General features: G+C 29.8%; 17 protein-coding genes. 9 read left to right on the top strand and 8 right to left on the bottom strand.

Features of this window, described 5'->3' with window-relative positions; translation table 11 throughout:
- Positions 1 to 61: 61 nt before the first annotated feature.
- Both paaE and AAC008_RS12195 read right to left on the bottom strand, forming a co-directional pair.
- Positions 62 to 1,135, bottom strand: a complete 1,074-nt coding sequence (paaE, locus tag AAC008_RS12190; protein WP_339889560.1) for a 1,2-phenylacetyl-CoA epoxidase subunit PaaE — start codon at positions 1,133 to 1,135, stop codon at positions 62 to 64.
- A 100-nt stretch (positions 1,136 to 1,235) separates the two neighbouring features.
- Entirely contained in the window at positions 1,236 to 1,808 is a 573-nt protein-coding gene (locus tag AAC008_RS12195) for a TetR/AcrR family transcriptional regulator (protein ID WP_339889561.1), read from the bottom strand.
- Positions 1,809 to 1,905: 97 nt separating this feature from the next.
- On the opposite strand from AAC008_RS12195, the gene AAC008_RS12200 reads away from it, so the two are divergent.
- On the top strand, positions 1,906 to 2,214 hold the full coding sequence (locus AAC008_RS12200) for a rhodanese-like domain-containing protein (RefSeq protein WP_339889562.1): 309 nt from the start codon (positions 1,906 to 1,908) through the stop codon (positions 2,212 to 2,214).
- Between the two features lie 35 nt (positions 2,215 to 2,249).
- On the opposite strand, the gene AAC008_RS12205 is transcribed toward AAC008_RS12200, so the two are convergent.
- The 3 genes from AAC008_RS12205 to alaS all read right to left on the bottom strand — a co-directional run bounded on the left by AAC008_RS12205 (position 2,250) and on the right by alaS (position 6,560).
- Positions 2,250 to 2,906, bottom strand: coding sequence for a DUF4230 domain-containing protein (locus AAC008_RS12205; protein WP_339889563.1), 657 nt, complete (start codon positions 2,904 to 2,906; stop codon positions 2,250 to 2,252).
- A gap of 1 nt (position 2,907) precedes the next feature.
- Positions 2,908 to 3,858, bottom strand: coding sequence for a GSCFA domain-containing protein (locus tag AAC008_RS12210; protein ID WP_339889564.1), 951 nt, complete (start codon positions 3,856 to 3,858; stop codon positions 2,908 to 2,910).
- Between the two features lie 65 nt (positions 3,859 to 3,923).
- A complete protein-coding gene (alaS, locus tag AAC008_RS12215; RefSeq protein WP_339889565.1) occupies positions 3,924 to 6,560 on the bottom strand; it encodes an alanine--tRNA ligase in 2,637 nt (878 codons plus the stop codon).
- 169 nt (positions 6,561 to 6,729) lie between these two features.
- On the opposite strand from alaS, the gene AAC008_RS12220 reads away from it, so the two are divergent.
- The 5 genes from AAC008_RS12220 to AAC008_RS12240 all read left to right on the top strand — a co-directional run bounded on the left by AAC008_RS12220 (position 6,730) and on the right by AAC008_RS12240 (position 9,994).
- On the top strand, positions 6,730 to 7,707 hold the full coding sequence (locus AAC008_RS12220) for a M23 family metallopeptidase (RefSeq protein WP_339889566.1): 978 nt from the start codon (positions 6,730 to 6,732) through the stop codon (positions 7,705 to 7,707).
- A gap of 32 nt (positions 7,708 to 7,739) precedes the next feature.
- Positions 7,740 to 8,072, top strand: a complete 333-nt coding sequence (locus AAC008_RS12225) for a MerR family transcriptional regulator (RefSeq protein WP_339889567.1) — start codon at positions 7,740 to 7,742, stop codon at positions 8,070 to 8,072.
- 70 nt (positions 8,073 to 8,142) lie between these two features.
- The gene (locus tag AAC008_RS12230; RefSeq protein WP_339889568.1) at positions 8,143 to 8,748 is read left to right on the top strand and encodes a LemA family protein; all 606 of its coding nucleotides are present in this window, start codon (positions 8,143 to 8,145) and stop codon (positions 8,746 to 8,748) included.
- A 2-nt stretch (positions 8,749 to 8,750) separates the two neighbouring features.
- On the top strand, positions 8,751 to 9,188 hold the full coding sequence (locus AAC008_RS12235) for a TPM domain-containing protein (protein ID WP_339889569.1): 438 nt from the start codon (positions 8,751 to 8,753) through the stop codon (positions 9,186 to 9,188).
- Between the two features lie 50 nt (positions 9,189 to 9,238).
- Positions 9,239 to 9,994 (top strand): TPM domain-containing protein, encoded by a 756-nt coding sequence (locus tag AAC008_RS12240; protein WP_339889577.1) that lies wholly within the window; start codon positions 9,239 to 9,241, stop codon positions 9,992 to 9,994.
- Positions 9,995 to 10,074: 80 nt separating this feature from the next.
- Here the strand turns inward: AAC008_RS12240 and AAC008_RS12245 are convergent, their stop codons facing one another.
- Positions 10,075 to 12,858, bottom strand: a complete 2,784-nt coding sequence (locus AAC008_RS12245; RefSeq protein ID WP_339889570.1) for an outer membrane beta-barrel protein — start codon at positions 12,856 to 12,858, stop codon at positions 10,075 to 10,077.
- Between the two features lie 128 nt (positions 12,859 to 12,986).
- Entirely contained in the window at positions 12,987 to 14,297 is a 1,311-nt protein-coding gene (gene der, locus AAC008_RS12250; RefSeq protein WP_026718377.1) for a ribosome biogenesis GTPase Der, read from the bottom strand.
- Between the two features lie 121 nt (positions 14,298 to 14,418).
- Between der and AAC008_RS12255 the strand changes: the two genes are divergently transcribed.
- The 3 genes from AAC008_RS12255 to AAC008_RS12265 are packed head-to-tail and all read left to right on the top strand — an operon-like array spanning position 14,419 to position 16,023.
- Complete coding sequence (locus AAC008_RS12255; protein ID WP_339889571.1) at positions 14,419 to 14,913, top strand: hypothetical protein; 495 nt, start codon at positions 14,419 to 14,421, stop codon at positions 14,911 to 14,913.
- A gap of 2 nt (positions 14,914 to 14,915) precedes the next feature.
- Positions 14,916 to 15,509 (top strand): GNAT family protein, encoded by a 594-nt coding sequence (locus AAC008_RS12260; RefSeq protein WP_339889572.1) that lies wholly within the window; start codon positions 14,916 to 14,918, stop codon positions 15,507 to 15,509.
- A gap of 16 nt (positions 15,510 to 15,525) precedes the next feature.
- A complete protein-coding gene (locus tag AAC008_RS12265) occupies positions 15,526 to 16,023 on the top strand; it encodes a hypothetical protein (protein ID WP_339889573.1) in 498 nt (165 codons plus the stop codon).
- Between the two features lie 42 nt (positions 16,024 to 16,065).
- On the opposite strand, the gene era is transcribed toward AAC008_RS12265, so the two are convergent.
- Positions 16,066 to 16,950, bottom strand: coding sequence for a GTPase Era (era, locus tag AAC008_RS12270; RefSeq protein ID WP_339889574.1), 885 nt, complete (start codon positions 16,948 to 16,950; stop codon positions 16,066 to 16,068).
- Positions 16,951 to 17,119 lie beyond the last annotated feature (169 nt).

Genomic DNA, 17,119 nt, shown 5'->3' on the forward strand with positions numbered 1-17,119 from the left:
TTGCAAAGTTTTGGAGGGAAAGCAGGAATTACATTTCCTAAAATGCCCAAGCCATTTGCTTCTAAACCCCGAAATCTACTACTACTTTATCGGTCGTTGGCACAGCTTGACAGCTTAAAACCAATCCTCTTGCTACTTCGTGCGCGTCTAATGCGTAATTTACTTTCATTTCTACTTCTCCTTCTATAACCATGCATTTACATGTGCTGCAAACTCCACCTTTACATGCGAAAGGTAAATCGGCTCCAGCTGCTAATGCTCCGTCTAGAATATTGTCGTAAGAATCTTCCATAACAAAATGGAATTCTTTTCCACCGTCGATAATGGTTACGTCTGTTCCTTCTGCTTTGTGTTCTACGATTTTCTTAATTCTTTCTTTGTCTGCATCAGAAATTCCAGATGTGAATAATTCGTAATGAATTTTTTCTTTGTCTAATCCCGCTGCATTTAATTCATCGCGAAGAAGGAAAATCATATCTTCTGGACCACAAATAAAACATTCGTCTATTGAAGGAACATCTATAATTTTCTCTGTAAGAACTTGTATTTTTTCTTTGGTAAACCTTCCGTTGAACAATTCTGAAAAACGGTGTTCTTTTGTTAGGAAATGAAAAATTTCAAAACGACCAAAATATTTATTTTTTAATTGTTCTATTTCTTCTTTAAAGATAATTGATTTTACGCTTCTATTCAAATAAAACAATTTGAATGTACTATTTGGCTCTAAAGTTAAATGGGTTTTTATGATAGAAAGTATTGGAGTTATTCCGCTTCCTGCTGCAAAAACGATATAATTTTTGGCTTTTTCTGAATTTACCTCAACATTAAATTTTCCACTTGGAGCCATTATTTCTACAAAATCTCCTTTTTTTAATGAATCATTTATAAATGATGAAAACAAACCACCTGGGATTTTTTTTACAGCAACTTGCCATTTATTTTCTGTTGGACTTGAACATAACGAATATGAACGACGAATATCTTCACCGTCAATTATTGTTTTTAATGTTAAGTGTTGTCCTTGTTTGTATTGGAATTCAGAAACTAATTCGTCTGGAATTTGAAAGGTAACTACAGAACAATCTCTAGTTTCTTTATAAATATCTTGGACTTCTATTTTGTGAAATTTCGCCATTTAATTGTATTATTATTAAAACTAACGGTTGTTAGTTAACTATGCAAATTTAAGGAAAATATTAATACTTTACGAAAACGTTGTAAATTTTTAACTTTTGTTAATTCACAATTCCGTTAAGCAACACTTCTTTCATATTATTTTTTAGAGAAACTTCGGTAAAACCTTTTTTCTTTCCATACCAAAGATAAAGTGTTCGAAGTGTTGAAAGCATTGAAAATATAATAACTTCTTGATTTATATTTTTGATTTCGTTAGAAGCGATTCCAGATTTTATGATGTTTCTGAAATTTTCTTCGTAATCTTCACGCATTTTTATGAAATAAGTCAATTCTTTATCTGTTAAATGCATCCAATCGTTGTTTAGACAAGCTAAAGCTTCTGGATTTCTTATTGTGATGTCGATATGTAATTGGATTACTTTTTCTAATTTTTGAATTGTTGTTGTTTCAGAAAGTACAATTTCGTTGATTGTGTTGGTAAACTCTTCGGCAATTTCAATCACAATTAAAACTAAAATTTCTTGTTTGGATTTAATGTGATTGTATAAACTTGCTGCTTTTATATCCAAAACTTGAGCAATATCTCTCATAGTCACTGCACTATATCCTTTTTCTTTAAAAAGTTTAGCTGCACAATTTATAATTTCTGTTTTTCTGTCTATTGGTTTCATTATTTCAAAAATAGTAAAATGAATTGATTGTAGTAACTTTTGTTACAAAACTATAGTAAGTAAATTGTAATTTTGCCTCAAATTAAAACATAAAGGTATGGGTTTATTAGATTTATTAGGTTTTGGAAATAAAACAAACGACATTCAAGAATATATAGCAAAGGGAGCCGTAATCTTAGACGTAAGAACAATTGAAGAGTTTAAAGATGGTCACATTAAAGGTTCTAAAAATATTGCATTACAATTGTTCAATGGTAAAATTGCTGAAATTAAAAAATGGAACAAGCCAGTAATTGCTTGTTGTCGTTCTGGAATGCGAAGTGGTCAAGCTACTTCTATTTTAAAACAAAACGGAATTGACTGCATTAACGGTGGTGGATGGACAAGTTTACAAAATAAATTATAAAACGAAAAAGGCTTCATTATTTTGAAGCCTTTTTTTTATAGTTTTAATTCTAAATCTTTTTCTGATTTTACTTCAGCTCCATCATATTTTAAAGTCCAGCCCATTGAATTTGTCAAAACAAGCATTTTTGATAATTCAGACAATAATCTATTTTTAGCATTAGATTTTAAAGTTGATTGATCAATTTTTTTAGCTAAACTTTCTCGAGCTAATTTGTTGATTTTATTATAATCTTCACCATTAAATTCGTTAAAAGAAGATGATTCTGTGTCATAATATTTAAAATCTGGACTGATTTTTATTTCTTCTTTTGGAATGTTTGTTATCGTTAAAATTTTGTTTTCTGCATCAATATCATATTTAACTTGACTTAAATCGAAACTCACGGTTACATCTGCGTTGATAACCACTAATGCTTTTTTATCAAAAGTCAAACCAGGAATATAGGTTTCTTTTTTGTCTTTGTAAGTCAAAACTTCTGCGAAATGACCTTCTGTAACCACTAATTTTCCAACGTTTTTAATTTGGGTTTGAATAAGATTCGTATCGTATTCTATCGTTGAAGAATCATCATCTTTTGTGAAATAGTTGAAAATCCAAAATAAAATAAATCCAAGAAACAAGACTAAAATCCATTTTCTGATTTCTGATAATTTTCCGAAAAAACTATATTTTGAATAAGTTTCGCTCATGTTAAAACTCAATTTGAGGATAATTTGAGGTTAAGGTATTGATTTTTTTATTCAAATTCGATAAAAACTTTTGATAGCTTTCTGAATTTGAATTAAATGGTCGATGTAATACTGATTTTTGAATTGAATCAACTTCTTGCATCACTTTTTGACTTTCGGCTGAAATGTAATTTTCTGAAAATCGTTCCCAAATATAATCGATTGCTACTTGATTCGGATGTAACATATCTTCAGCATAAAAACGATAATCTCGAAGTTCATCCATCATAATTTCGTAGCTAGGAAAATAGTTGCGAGTTGTCAATTGTGAGTTGTCAGTTGAATGGATTGCGGAAATTAAATGAGCTTTACTTCTTTGATTTTCGACAAAACCATCTTTTATATGTCTAACGGGTGAAACTGTGAAAATGAAATTACAATTTGGATTAACCTTTTGGATTAATGCTATTGTATTTTCAATAGATTTCTCAATGGTTTCTATGGAAAGAATTTCCTTTGTAAATTGTTTTTGAGGTACTTTATGGCAATTGGCAACAATTTCTTTGGATTCTATATTTCTGTAAACCCATGAAGTTCCGTATGTGATTATTAAATGTGTTGAATCAATTATTTGATTGTTCGATTTTTCGATTATTTGATTTAATTCTTTTAAAAATTCTTCTTTATTTGGATTTGATAATTCGGAATGTACTTCGTAACAATGCCATAAATCGTTATGGAAAAAGATGTCTTTTTCTGTGAATTTGATTTGATTTACAATTCGGTTTACTAATTTTTCAATAGAAACTGGATTGAATATAATTCCGAATGGGTTAACCGAATTTTGGAATTTAAAATATTCAAACTTTTTACTCATGTTTTCCGCAAAGCACGAACCTAAAGCCATTATCTTACTTTCATAAGTTATTGGGTTTTGGAATTTTTGTATTGGGATTTTAGTGGTGAATTGCATGAAATTTTAATTAAATTAATAAACCCTTTCAGAGTTTTGAACTCTGAAAGGGTTGTATATAATGGTTACTTCACAAAATCAACCGCTTTCTCCAAAGCTTCCTTAATTCCTTCAACATTTTTTCCACCAGCAGTTGCGAAGAACGGTTGTCCACCACCACCACCTTGGATGTATTTTCCTAATTCGCGAACTACTTGTCCAGCATTTAAACTTTTTACTTCTACTAATTCTTTAGAAATGTAACAAGTTAGCATTGGTTTATCATCTGTAACTGTAGCGAAAACTAAAAATAAATTGGTTTCGTTATTTCCTAATTCATAAGCCAAATCTTTAGCTCCGTTTGCATCTAAATCAACTTGAGTAGCTAAGAATTTAGCTCCGTTTACTTCTTGAATTTGAGTTACTAAATCGCCTTTTAAGCCTTTAGCTTTTTCTTTTAACAATTGCTCTACTTGTTTCTTCAATTTAGCATTTTCGTCTTGTAATGAAACTACTGCTTTGATTGTATCTTGAGGATTTTTCAAAGTTTCCTTGATTTCAGCTAAAGTATTTTCTTGATTAGCGAAAAAGTTTCTTACACCATCACCAGTAATTGCTTCAATACGACGAATTCCTGCTGCAACCGCACCTTCAGATGTGATTTTGAATGACCAAATATTTGCTGTGTTTGAAACGTGAATTCCTCCACAAAGTTCCATGGAATCTCCAAATTTTATTGCACGAACATTATCACCATATTTTTCTCCAAATAAAGCCAATGCTCCTTCATCTAAAGCTTGTTGGATTGGAATACTTCTTCTTTCGATTAATGGCAGTTGTTCTTGAATTCTTTGGTTTACAAAATCTTCCACTTGTTTGATTTCTTCATCCGTCACTTTTGAAAAATGAGAAAAGTCAAAACGCAAATATTTTGGGTTAACCAATGAACCTTTTTGTTCTACGTGTGTTCCTAAAATCGTTCTCAAAGCCAAGTGCATTAAATGCGTAGCCGAGTGATTTTTAGAAGAAGCTACTCTTAAATCTGTATTTACTTTAGCTACAAAACTAGCTGAAACATTTTCAGGTAATTTTTTAGTTATATGTAATATTAAATTATTTTCTTTTTTAGTATCAATGATTTCAATTGACTCGTTTGCTGAAACTAATGTTCCTTTATCTCCAACTTGTCCACCACCTTCTGGATAAAAAGGAGTTGCATCTAAAACGATTTGGTATAAAACACCGTCTTTTTTAGAATCAATTTTACGAATTCTTGTGATTTTAACATCATTTTCTGTTTGGTCATAACCTACAAAAGATTCTGTATTACCTTCTACTAGTATTTTCCAATCATCTGTTGAAACTTCTGAAGCAGCACGCGAACGATTTTTTTGTTCTTGCATTGCTTTATCAAAACCAGCTTCATCTAAATCAAAACCTCTTTCTCTTAATATTAAAGCGGTTAAGTCAATTGGAAATCCAAAAGTATCATACAATTCAAATGCTTTTGCACCATCAACTTGTTTACCATTTGTATTAGCAATTACGTTATCTAACAATTGTAATCCTTGATCTAAAGTTCTTAAAAAAGAAGCTTCTTCTTCACGAATTACATTGGTTACTAAACCTTGTTGTGATTTAATTTCAGGAAAAAATTCTCCCATTTGGTTAGCTAAAACTTCAACCAATTTATTTATAAAAGGCTCTTTTGTATTTAAAAATGTAAATCCGTAACGAATAGCACGACGTAAAATTCTACGAATTACATAACCTGCACCAGTGTTTGAAGGCAATTGTCCATCAGCAATAGCAAAAGCCACAGCACGAACGTGATCTACAATAACACGAATTGCAATGTTAGTTTTATTTTGTTCTTCTGAAATATTTTTAACTTCGTTTGAAGTGTATTTTAAACCTGTAATTTCTTCTAATTTTCCAATAAGTGGTGTAAATACATCCGTATCATAATTAGAAGTCACGTTTTGCATTGCCATACATAAACGTTCAAATCCCATTCCTGTATCAACGTGTTGAGCTGGCAATTTCTCTAAAGAACCATCTGCTTTACGGTTGAATTCCATAAATACATTGTTCCAAATTTCCACCACTTGTGGATGATCTTCATTTACTAATGAAAATCCAGAAACTGCTGCTCTTTCTTCATCAGAACGTAAATCGATATGAATTTCTGAACATGGACCACAAGGACCTTGATCTCCCATTTCCCAGAAATTATCTTTTTTATTTCCTTTAATAATTCGGTCTTCATTAACATGTTGTTTCCATAAATCAAATGCTTCTTGGTCAAACGGAACATTTTCAGAAGGATTTCCTTCAAAAACAGAAACGTAAATTCGATCTTTATCTAATTTTAAAACTTCTGTTAAAAACTCCCAAGACCAATTAATGGCTTCCGTTTTGAAATAATCTCCAAAAGACCAGTTTCCTAACATTTCAAACATTGTGTGATGATACGTATCAAAACCTACATCTTCTAAATCATTATGTTTTCCTGAAACACGAAGGCATTTTTGTGTATCAACAATTCTGTTACTTTTTGGAGTGGCATTTCCTAAAAAATATTCTTTAAACTGGGCCATTCCAGAATTGTTAAACATTAATGTTGGGTCATCTTTAAGCACAATTGGTGCAGATGGAACGATTAAATGTCCTTTTGATTCAAAAAATTGTAAAAATTGCTTTCTAATGTCTTGTGATTTCATTTTTGGTAATTAGATTTTATATCTTTTTATGTTTGATTATTAGTAACATTTGCAAATTTGGGAAAAGTTTTACTTTAAAAAATGGATTAGAATGAAACATTTCTTAAATTTGTTCGTATAACTACTGTCTAACATTTTAATTAGGCACAAAAATACTATATTTTATATAATGTCGAAGGTAAAATATTATTACGATCCAGAAAATTTATCCTATAAAAAAATTAGCCCACGTAGATGGCGAAAAATTGGCTATGGTTTATTATTTCTTTTATCAGCAGCTTTATTTGGATTTTTAAGTTTTATCGTACTGATTAACAGTAGTTTTCTAGAAACTCCAAAAGATAAATTTCAGGCTCGAGAAATTCAAAATTTAAGTATTAATTACAAGTTATTAAACAAAAAAATTGATCAAATAGAAGAAGTTCTAGATGCTGTTGAAGACAGAGACAACAATATTTATCGCGTTTATTTTAACAGTGAACCTATTCCAATGGAGCAACGTAAAGAAGGATTTGGTGGAGTTAATAGATATAGAGAACTTCAAGGGTACAATAATTCTGATTTAGTAATAAACACAACAAAACGCGTTGATATATTAACAAAAGCATTAGTAATTCAATCCAAATCATTAGATGAAATTATTGGATTAGCTAAAGGAAAAGAAAAATTATTAGCCTCAATTCCTGCTATTCAACCTGTTAAAAATGAACAATTGAAACGTATGGCTTCTGGTTTTGGATATAGAAGTGATCCTTTTACTAAAGCTCGAAAATTTCATTATGGAATGGATTTTACATCACCGCAAGGAACACCTATTTATGCTACCGGTGATGGAACTGTCTTAAAAGCTGACAACTCATTATCGGGTTATGGAAATCATATTGAAGTAAATCACGGATTTGGTTATGTAACATTATATGCACATTTAAGCAAATATAATGTTAGAGCTGGGCAAAGAGTAAAGCGTGGAGACGTGATTGGCTATGTAGGAAGTACTGGCCGAAGTGAAGCACCTCATTTACATTATGAAGTTATAAAAGATGGTCAAAAAATAAATCCGTTAAATTTCTATTACGGAAGTATTTCGGCAGAAGAATATATCAATATTTCAAAAATTGCCAATCAGGAGAACCAATCGCTTGATTAACTATAACAATATTAAGTATTAAGACATAAATTATGCACGTAGATTTACCAGCAGGAAAATTATATTATAGTATTGGTGAAGTGGCTAAAGCTTTTGATGTAAACACATCCTTAATTCGTTTTTGGGATAAAGAATTTGATGTTTTAAAACCAAAAAAAAATGCTAAAGGCAATCGTAAATTCACTCCGGACGATATTAAAAATTTATCATTGATTTATCATTTGGTAAAAGAAAGAGGGTTTACATTAGATGGAGCAAAAACACATTTAAAAGAAAATCAAAAGAAGACTTTAGATAAATTTGAGATTATCTCAAAATTAGAATCAATTAAGAATGAGTTAAAAAAATTTAAAGGAGAACTTTAGGTTTTAGAAATGAAACAAATAACAATAAAAGCAGACTAATAACTAAACAATAAACTTAAAACAAAAAATTATGAAAAAATGGTTAATCCCGGTAATTATTATAGGAGCTTTAATATTTGGACTTGTAACTTGGTACTTTGGAGTAAAAAATGGAGCAATTGAGGTTGATCAAGCTGTAAAAAAAGAATGGGGAAATGTTGAAACATCTTACCAAAGAAGAAATGATTTAATTGGCAATTTAGTTAAAACTGTTAAAGGTGCTGCTGATTTTGAAAAATCAACTTTAGAAGCAGTAATAAATGCAAGAAGTAAAGCAACATCAATAACAATTGACCCTACAAACATTACTCCAGAACAATTAGCTCAATTTAATCAAGCTCAATCTGGTTTAAGTTCAGCTTTGTCACGTTTATTAGTTACTGTTGAAAGATATCCTGATTTAAAAGCAAATCAGAATTTCTTAAAACTACAAGACGAATTAGCAAGTACTGAAAACCAAATTTTGACTGCTAGAACAAGATTTAATGAATCTATTGAAAAATACAACAACTATGTTTTAAAAATACCTAGAAAGTTCGTTTTATCAGAATATAAAGAAAAAGAGGCTTTCAAAGCAGTTGAAGGTGCTGAAAAACCTGTTGAAGTTGAATTTGATTTCGACAAAAAACCACAATAAACATGTCAAAAACCGAAGACTTTTTAACTTCTAAACAAGAAGCAAAAATAGTTGAAGCTATTCGAATTGCTGAAGAAAACACTTCGGGTGAAATTCGCGTGCATATTGAAGAAAAATCAGAAAAACCTCCTATCGAAAGAGCTACGGAGGTTTTTAACACTTTAAAGATGTATGAAACTGAAGCTAGAAATGGAGTTTTGTTTTATATAAATGTATCTGGAAATCAATTTGCAATTATTGGTGATGAAGGCATTAATAAAGTTGTACCATCAGATTTCTGGGAATGTACAAAAGACATTGTTTTGAAAAATTTTGTAGAAAAAAAGAATAAAAAAGGCTTGGTAAAAGGTATTAAAAACGCAGGAAAACAATTGAAAAAATATTTTCCATATCAAGCAGATGATACTAACGAACTATCAAACGAAATTTCAAAAGGATAATGATAAACATACTATATAAAATTATTCAATTTGTAATCTTCGCTTCCTTAATGTTAATGTCATTTTTGGGATTTTCACAATATAAAATTCCAGATATTCCAAAATTTCAAACTTCAGTATATGATTATGCAGATGTTTTAAATGCTAACGAAGAAAAAGCATTAGAAGATAAGTTAGTTCATTTTTCTGACTCAACAACAACTCAAATAGTAGTAATAACAATAGAAAGCCTAAAAGGAGAAGATATTGGTATTCTTACGCCAAAATGGGGGCAAGAATGGGGAATCGGAGGAACAAAACAAAATGACAATGGTATAATAATCTTATTAGCCAAGGAAGAAAGAAAAATATGGATTTCTCCAGGTTATGGATTAGAGCAATATTTAACTGCTGGAATTAATGGAGAAATTATTCGAAATATAATTATCCCAGAATTCAAAGCTGGAAGTTATTACAAAGGATTGGACGCAGGAACAACAGCTATTTTTGAGGTAATTAAAGGAACATATAAAGGTTCTCGAATTCAAAACAAAAAAGACAATCCCTTTCCGTTTTTAGTTTTTTTCATCATTATTATTATAATTTTTATACTTATTGCAAAAAACAAAAACAATGGTGGAGGAAACAATGGAACTGGAAAGTTTGGTGGTCCAGGCATATTAGATATGATAATCTTAAGCAGCTTAGGAAGAAGCGGTGGAGGCTTTGGTGGTGGATCTTCTGGTGGCGGATTTGGTGGCGGTGGATTCGGAGGCGGATTTGGCGGTGGTGGATTCTCTGGTGGTGGTGCCGGTGGAAGCTGGTAAAATCAGAAATATTAGAGCATAAAAAAACTCGTTTCATTAAAGTGAAACGAGTTTTTTTATGTTTTTAATTTTTTAGAATTTTAATCAAAGAATATTCCGTTATCGTTTTTCTTTTTGCCTCCAAATTTCTCTAATTTATAGGTTAAAGAAAACATTACATATTGTTGTAAAACCGTATTTTCTGAATCTGTAATTGAAGTTGGAGATATACTTCTAGTTGCATTTACATTTTGGTTTAACAAATCATAAACTTTGACTTTTGCTAATAATTGATCTTTAAAGAAATTATATCCTAAACTCACATTCCATAAATAAAAATCTTTTTGAAATCCACCTGTTATATTTGAGTTATAATTATAACCAAAATCATTACCTAGAACAACATTCTTTGGCCAATAGCTTGTAGTTTCTAATTTAAAACTGTGTTTAAAATTATCTGTTTTATCGATAATATAATTATCAAAACGAGTAATATTATACGAATACTTGTAGGAAGGCGTAATCGTAATTTTATCTTGAATAATATAAGAAAAATTAACTCTTGGATTTAATTGCAAAGCTCTTGATTCATACAACGCCAAATTCGTTAATCCTTGATTGAAATTATAGTTTACCCAAATTCCATAGCCATATTTAATGGTTCTTTTTTCTTTATTATATGATTTATTTACGTTAAAACCAGTAAACATACTATATGATTTATCAACATTTTCATAAGTTGTAACAGCTTTAAAATCTGAATCATAAACAGTAGAACTTACCACGTCATTTGTCGTTAAATTTCCTCCAAAATAAGTATAAAAACCAGATCGAGTAGCATAATCATAATTGTTGAAATTATTATACATTCTGTAGGTTTCTCTTGGCTTCAAATTAGCATTACCAATAATTGTATTTAAAGGATTAGCTAAATTTTCAAAAGGCAATAATTGATTTGCTGAAGGCAATGAAGCTTCGTAATTAAAGTTCGTATAAATTGACTTTGATTTAGCAATTTTATAACTCATGTATCCATTTACATTTGGATAAACATAATTATCTTTTAATCTTGTAGTTGTTCCTAAATAATTTGCCTGATTCTCATAACCTAAAAAATCAGCACCCAATGAAATACTTCCTCTTAATTTTGACTTATTTAATTGCAAACCAACTGAGGTTCCAAATGTATTATTTTTAGAATCAATTGTATTTGATAACAAATCATTAAAAGTATCATACTGATTTGTGCTAGCATTAAAATTGAATGTATTTCGAGAATCAGTTCCTTTTTTGGTATCGTAATAATTTTGAAAATTAAAAGTCAACGAATCACTTATAGGCTCATTAAATCCTAACTCAAGTCTTAAATCATTATTTGATTCTTTATCAAATACATTTTGATTACGAATATCATCTGCATTACCCGATTGATAAAAAACAGTATTTGTAATTGTATTTAAGGTGTTATTATTGTTTGAATGTTCATTATCAATATTAACACTAATTGCTCTGCCTTTTTTCTTTAAACTTTTGTTATAATATAAACTGTTTTTAAATTTATTATTATCCGATTCATTAAAGTTAGAACCATTAGTTTCATTTAGTAAATCATCGTTCACATCAAATGATTTTGAAAAACTTGTGCTTCTGTTTTTTGCATCACTTTTTGAAAAGGAAGGCATTAAATATAAAGTAGACGTTGAGTCAATTTTTATTTCAAATTCTGAAGAAAAATTATGTCCGACTACGTCATTTTTAAAAGAAGATTCTGAATCTGTTTTTGTTGTTCCTGTTGGTAAAAGATTAGTTCTTTTTGTTCTGTTTTTATTTTCTGTAATGGCAGTATTCAAATAATAACTAAAATTAGGGTCAACTTTTTTATTAAACCATTCATCAGCATAATTAATTCCAACTAAGTTAGAACGAGTAATTCCTGAACCACCACCAAACTGCATTCCGTTAATATTAAATGAACCACTATCATTAACCCAAACGGATGAATTTCGACCACCACCCATATTATCAAAGATTTCATTCATAGAAAACCCAACAGAGTTTATGTTGTTTGCAGAACCTAGAATACTGATTTTTTGGGTATCTTTAAAATAATTAAACAACAAACTTGATTCATACCGCTTATCTGAACCATAACCAAGTATTGCTTTTCCAAACATTCCTTTATTTTTATCCTCTTGAATGGTTAGGTTTATAGTACTTTCATTAGAACTTGCTGCTCTACCAGAAATCTCTTCGGCTTTGGTTTTTGTATCAGATACTTGAACCTTGTCAATCATATCAGCTGGTAAATTTTGAGTAGCTATTTTTCCGTCTTTACCAAAGAAAGGTTTTCCGTTTACCAAAATATTTTTTACTTCTTTTCCGTTTACGGTAATTTTTCCTTCATCATCAATTTCAACACCAGGCAATTGTTTTAGTAATTTTTCCACGTTTGCATCTGGTCCAACTTTAAAAGATCCAGCATTAAACTCTAAAGTATCTGTTTTAATTTGAATTGGTGGGATTTCACCTTTAACTACTACTTCATTTAATTGTGCTGTTTGCTCAAACATTTCAATTGATCCAAAATCCTTATCTGCTAAGATATTATCAATTTTTTTATTATAATTCTGAAAACCATTGTAAGAAACTTTAAAATTTACCGGTGATTCTGTTTTTCTTGATTTTAAATAAAAATTTCCGCTTTTATCAGAAATTGTATAATCAATAATTGTAGAATCTTTTACACTAGTAAGGTAAATTGTTGCTGATTCTAATGGAGCTTTTGAAACATTGTCAATTATTTTACCTGAAAGTTGAAAAGTGCTTTGACTAAAGCCATGGCATGCAAACAATAAAGTTGTAATTAAAGTAATTTTTTTTAACATAAAAATTTGATTGATGATTGATTTTCTTAATAACTGACAAATAAAAAATTTATTGTTTAAATAGAAAAATTCTTACTTATATTTTAACAAGACTTTATAAAAAAAGCACCCGTTTGGGTGCTTAGTAATTATTTTTGTCTAAAGTAAATTTCGATTGGAACTCCTTCAAAATTAAACTCTTCACGAAGTTTATTTTCTATAAAACGTTTGTAGGGATCTTTAACATATTGAGGCAAGTTACAAAAGAACACAAACTGTGGCGTTGGTGTTGGCAACTGCATACAATATTTAATTTTTACATATTTACCTTTTAATGCTGGTGGCGGATTATGCTCGATAATTGGCAACATAATATCATTAAATTTAGAAGTCTGAATTCTATGTTTTCTATTTTCAAAAACATTTACAGCAACTTCTAAAGCTTTAATTAAACGTTGTTTGTTTAATGCTGAAACGAAAAGAATTGGCACATTTGTAAAAGGCAATAATTCTTCACGAATTTTTCTTTCATAATCTCTAGTAGTCATTGTGTCTTTTTCTACTAAATCCCATTTGTTTACTAGAATTACAATTCCTTTTCTGTTTTTTTCTGCTAACCAAAAAATACTTTGATCTTGTCCTTCAAACCCACGAGTTGCATCAATCATTAAGATACAAACATCACTATTTTCAATAGCACGTACAGAACGCATTACCGAATAAAACTCTAAATCTTCTTTTACTTTTGCTTTTCTTCTAATTCCGGCTGTATCAACCAAGTTAAATTCAAAACCAAAACGATTATATTTTGTATCAATTGCATCACGAGTTGTTCCTGCAATATCAGTTACTACAAATCTATCTTCACCAATTAAGGCATTAATGAACGAAGATTTTCCTGCATTTGGTCTTCCTACTACACAAAAACGTGGTAATGGATTTTCTTCTTCAGTTACTTCAGGCATTTCAGGTAAAATATTTACTAGTTCATCTAGTAATTCTCCTGTTCCACTTCCTGTCATTCCAGATATAGCGAAATATTCACCTAAACCTAAATTATAAAATTCAAGAGCATCATTAGTACGCATTGCATTATCAACCTTGTTTACAACTAATAAAACTGGTTTCTTTACTTTACGTAACAACTTAGCAACTTCATCATCCATTGGAGTAATTCCTTCTTCCACATCAACCACAAAAATTATGGCATCAGCTTCATCAATGGCTAATTCTACTTGTTTTCTTATTTCTGCTTCAAAAATATCATCAGAGCCTTTAATGTACCCACCAGTATCAATTACAGAAAATTCTTTCCCATTCCACTCACTTTTTCCGTAATTTCTATCACGAGTAACTCCACTAACAGAATCTACAATCGCTTCTCTACGTTGTATTAATCGGTTAAAAAAAGTTGATTTTCCTACATTTGGCCTTCCTACTATGGCAACAATATTATTCATAACATATATTTGAAGGTGCAAAAGTACGTTTTTTTAACTAACCTTTAGTTATACAACAAAATAATACTTTTGCGTTAATAAAATAAATTGTAATTTAGTAATCCGAAACTAAAATCCATTTATGGAATCAGATAAAGAATTAAAGTTAAGATATAGATTTGACAAAGTTGTTTCAAAACCAATTGAAGCCATAATTGCAAGTTGTGAAAAACTTAAAAACAAAGTTGAACCAGATTATAGAATAAAAATAACTGAACAATATATACGTTTTTCAATTGGAATGTTGCTTAGAGAAAAATACTCGCCAAATCTAAAAATTACTTTAGAAAAAATGGAAGATGGCAATACTTTCATCAAAGGAACATATGGACCAGATCCTGTCTTATGGACACTTTTTATGTTTCTACATTTTATAGTTGCTGGTGTTTTTTTAATTTTTATGGTTATTGTTTATTCTAAATGGTTATTAAATCAACCTTTCAAATTTGATTTAATGATTATGATTTCCATGACTATTATTTGGTTTTTACTATACTTTATTGCCCGACTAAACAGAAGTAGAGGGATTTCTCAGATGCATGAATTGCAAAAATTATTCAAAAAAATAATTGAATAAATATGAATTTTGATTTTAACACTAAATATACTCTCGAAAACGAAAGCGTTTTATTAAGACCATTAGAACTTTCTGATATTGAAAATTTACTACATTTTTCTATAAACGAACCTGAACTTTGGGACTATTCATTACTTCCTGCAAGCAACGAAAACGAATTAAAAAACTACATTGAAGTTGCTCTTGAGAAAAGAAAAAAGCAAATTGATTATCCATTTATAGTTTTTGACAAGAAAACTAATTCTTATGCAGGAAGCACTCGTTTTTATGACATTCAACTAACAAACAAATCTTTACAACTTGGGTTTACTTGGTATGGTAAAGAATACCAAGGAACTGGGTTAAATAAAAACTGCAAATTTTTATTATTAGAATTTGCTTTCGAAAAAATGAACATAGAACGTGTTGAATTTAGAGCAGATTATGCCAACAAAAAAAGCATAGCTGCAATGAAAAGTATTGGCTGTATAGAAGAAGGCGTTTTAAGAAGCAATGGTGTTAGACCCAATGGAGAAAGACGTGATAGTATAATTTTAAGCATCTTAAAAAACGAATGGAAAAATGGAGTTAAAGAAAATCTTTTTAAAAGATTATAATTTATCATAAAGAAATATGGAAATAGAAAATACAATTGCATTACGACCAAGCTTTAGCAAAGATGTTCCGAAATCAATAGAAGAAATACTCGAAAATGCCATTAAAATTAAATCGGAAGTCAAAGAAGATTATCGCGTAAAGATTTCAGATCATCATATTTTCTTTTTTATTACACTTGCAAAACGAAAATATTACTCACCACATTTACATATAGAATTAACAGAAAACGAAGACAAAACAACTAATGTAAGAGGTTTATATGGTCCAGATCAAACGGTTTGGACATTCTTTATGTTTTTACATTTTATTATTGCCGGAATATTTTTAATTTTCTCAATGATTGCCTATTCACATTGGAGATTAAAACAATCCACAACTTTAGATTTTATCATAATGGGTCTGATGATTGTTTTTTGGTTTGCATTATATTTTCAGGCAAGAATTAACAGAAAAAAATGCCAGCCACAAATGCACAAACTTGATGATTTAATGAAGAGAGTTGTTGACTTTTAAATAAAAAAAAACCGCTAACAAAAGTCAGCGGCAGTTTACTATTTATTTTTGATTGTATCCAAATCTTCTTAATTGAAAACTACTACTTCTCCAGTCTTTATTGACTTTAACGTATAATTCGATGTGAATTTGTTTGCCAAAGAATTTTTCTAAATCAGCACGAGACTGCATTCCAACTTTTTTTAATGCACCTCCTTTATGACCAATAATAATTCCTTTTTGCGTTTCTCTTTCTACCATAATCACAGAACGAATTCTGATAATATTTTCATCTTCTAAAAACTCTTCCGTTTCAATTTCCACAGCATACGGAATTTCTTTTTCGTAATTCATAAGGATTTTTTCGCGAATAGTTTCATTCACAAAAAAACGCTCTGGCTTATCTGTTAAAGCGTCTTTTGGATAGTAAGCTGGTGAAACAGGTAATAACTCCTTAATAGTATTAAATACAGTTTCTACATTAAAATTCTCTAATGCAGAAATCGGAATTACAGTTGCATTTGGCACTTTTTCTTTCCAAAAATCAACTTGCTCTTCTAACTGTTCTTGATTTGATTTGTCAATTTTATTTAATAATAATAAAACTGGTATTTTTGAATATATAATTTTATTAAAAAAAGCTTCATCTTTTAAGTCCTTCTCTCCTATTTCGACCATATAAATTAAAACATCAGCATCTTCAAAAGCACTTTTTACAAAGTTCATCATTGAGTTTTGCAACTCATAGGCTGGTTTAATGATTCCAGGAGTATCAGAAAATATGATTTGAAAATCATCTCCATTAACAATTCCTAGAATTCGATGACGTGTAGTTTGTGCCTTACTTGTGATAATTGACAAACGCTCTCCTACTAACGCATTCATTAAAGTTGATTTCCCAACATTAGGGTTACCAATTATATTTACAAAACCTGCTTTGTGATCCATTTTATTATTTTTGATTTTGCAAAGGTAGTCATATCAATGCAATAGATAAAATAAAAACATTATTTTAAAAAAGATTTGTTTATTCGATTTATCGTTGTACTTTTGCACTCACAAATCGCGGGATAGAGCAGTAGGCAGCTCGTCGGGCTCATAACCCGAAGGTCACAGG

It is taken from the genome of uncultured Flavobacterium sp., assembly GCF_963975515.1.
In the GTDB taxonomy this organism is placed as follows: Bacteria; Bacteroidota; Bacteroidia; order Flavobacteriales; family Flavobacteriaceae; genus Flavobacterium.

Excerpts from the sequence above, each read along its gene's own strand:
- paaE (WP_339889560.1), bottom strand. The coding sequence starts at position 1,135 with ATGGCGAAATTTCACAAAATAGAAGTCCAAGATATTTATAAAGAAACT.
- AAC008_RS12195 (WP_339889561.1), bottom strand. The coding sequence starts at position 1,808 with ATGAAACCAATAGACAGAAAAACAGAAATTATAAATTGTGCAGCTAAA.
- AAC008_RS12200 (WP_339889562.1), top strand. The coding sequence starts at position 1,906 with ATGGGTTTATTAGATTTATTAGGTTTTGGAAATAAAACAAACGACATT.
- AAC008_RS12205 (WP_339889563.1), bottom strand. The coding sequence starts at position 2,906 with ATGAGCGAAACTTATTCAAAATATAGTTTTTTCGGAAAATTATCAGAA.
- AAC008_RS12210 (WP_339889564.1), bottom strand. The coding sequence starts at position 3,858 with ATGCAATTCACCACTAAAATCCCAATACAAAAATTCCAAAACCCAATA.
- alaS (WP_339889565.1), bottom strand. The coding sequence starts at position 6,560 with ATGAAATCACAAGACATTAGAAAGCAATTTTTACAATTTTTTGAATCA.
- AAC008_RS12220 (WP_339889566.1), top strand. The coding sequence starts at position 6,730 with ATGTCGAAGGTAAAATATTATTACGATCCAGAAAATTTATCCTATAAA.
- AAC008_RS12225 (WP_339889567.1), top strand. The coding sequence starts at position 7,740 with ATGCACGTAGATTTACCAGCAGGAAAATTATATTATAGTATTGGTGAA.
- AAC008_RS12230 (WP_339889568.1), top strand. The coding sequence starts at position 8,143 with ATGAAAAAATGGTTAATCCCGGTAATTATTATAGGAGCTTTAATATTT.
- AAC008_RS12235 (WP_339889569.1), top strand. The coding sequence starts at position 8,751 with ATGTCAAAAACCGAAGACTTTTTAACTTCTAAACAAGAAGCAAAAATA.
- AAC008_RS12240 (WP_339889577.1), top strand. The coding sequence starts at position 9,239 with ATGTTAATGTCATTTTTGGGATTTTCACAATATAAAATTCCAGATATT.
- AAC008_RS12245 (WP_339889570.1), bottom strand. The coding sequence starts at position 12,858 with ATGTTAAAAAAAATTACTTTAATTACAACTTTATTGTTTGCATGCCAT.
- der (WP_026718377.1), bottom strand. The coding sequence starts at position 14,297 with ATGAATAATATTGTTGCCATAGTAGGAAGGCCAAATGTAGGAAAATCA.
- AAC008_RS12255 (WP_339889571.1), top strand. The coding sequence starts at position 14,419 with ATGGAATCAGATAAAGAATTAAAGTTAAGATATAGATTTGACAAAGTT.
- AAC008_RS12260 (WP_339889572.1), top strand. The coding sequence starts at position 14,916 with ATGAATTTTGATTTTAACACTAAATATACTCTCGAAAACGAAAGCGTT.
- AAC008_RS12265 (WP_339889573.1), top strand. The coding sequence starts at position 15,526 with ATGGAAATAGAAAATACAATTGCATTACGACCAAGCTTTAGCAAAGAT.
- era (WP_339889574.1), bottom strand. The coding sequence starts at position 16,950 with ATGGATCACAAAGCAGGTTTTGTAAATATAATTGGTAACCCTAATGTT.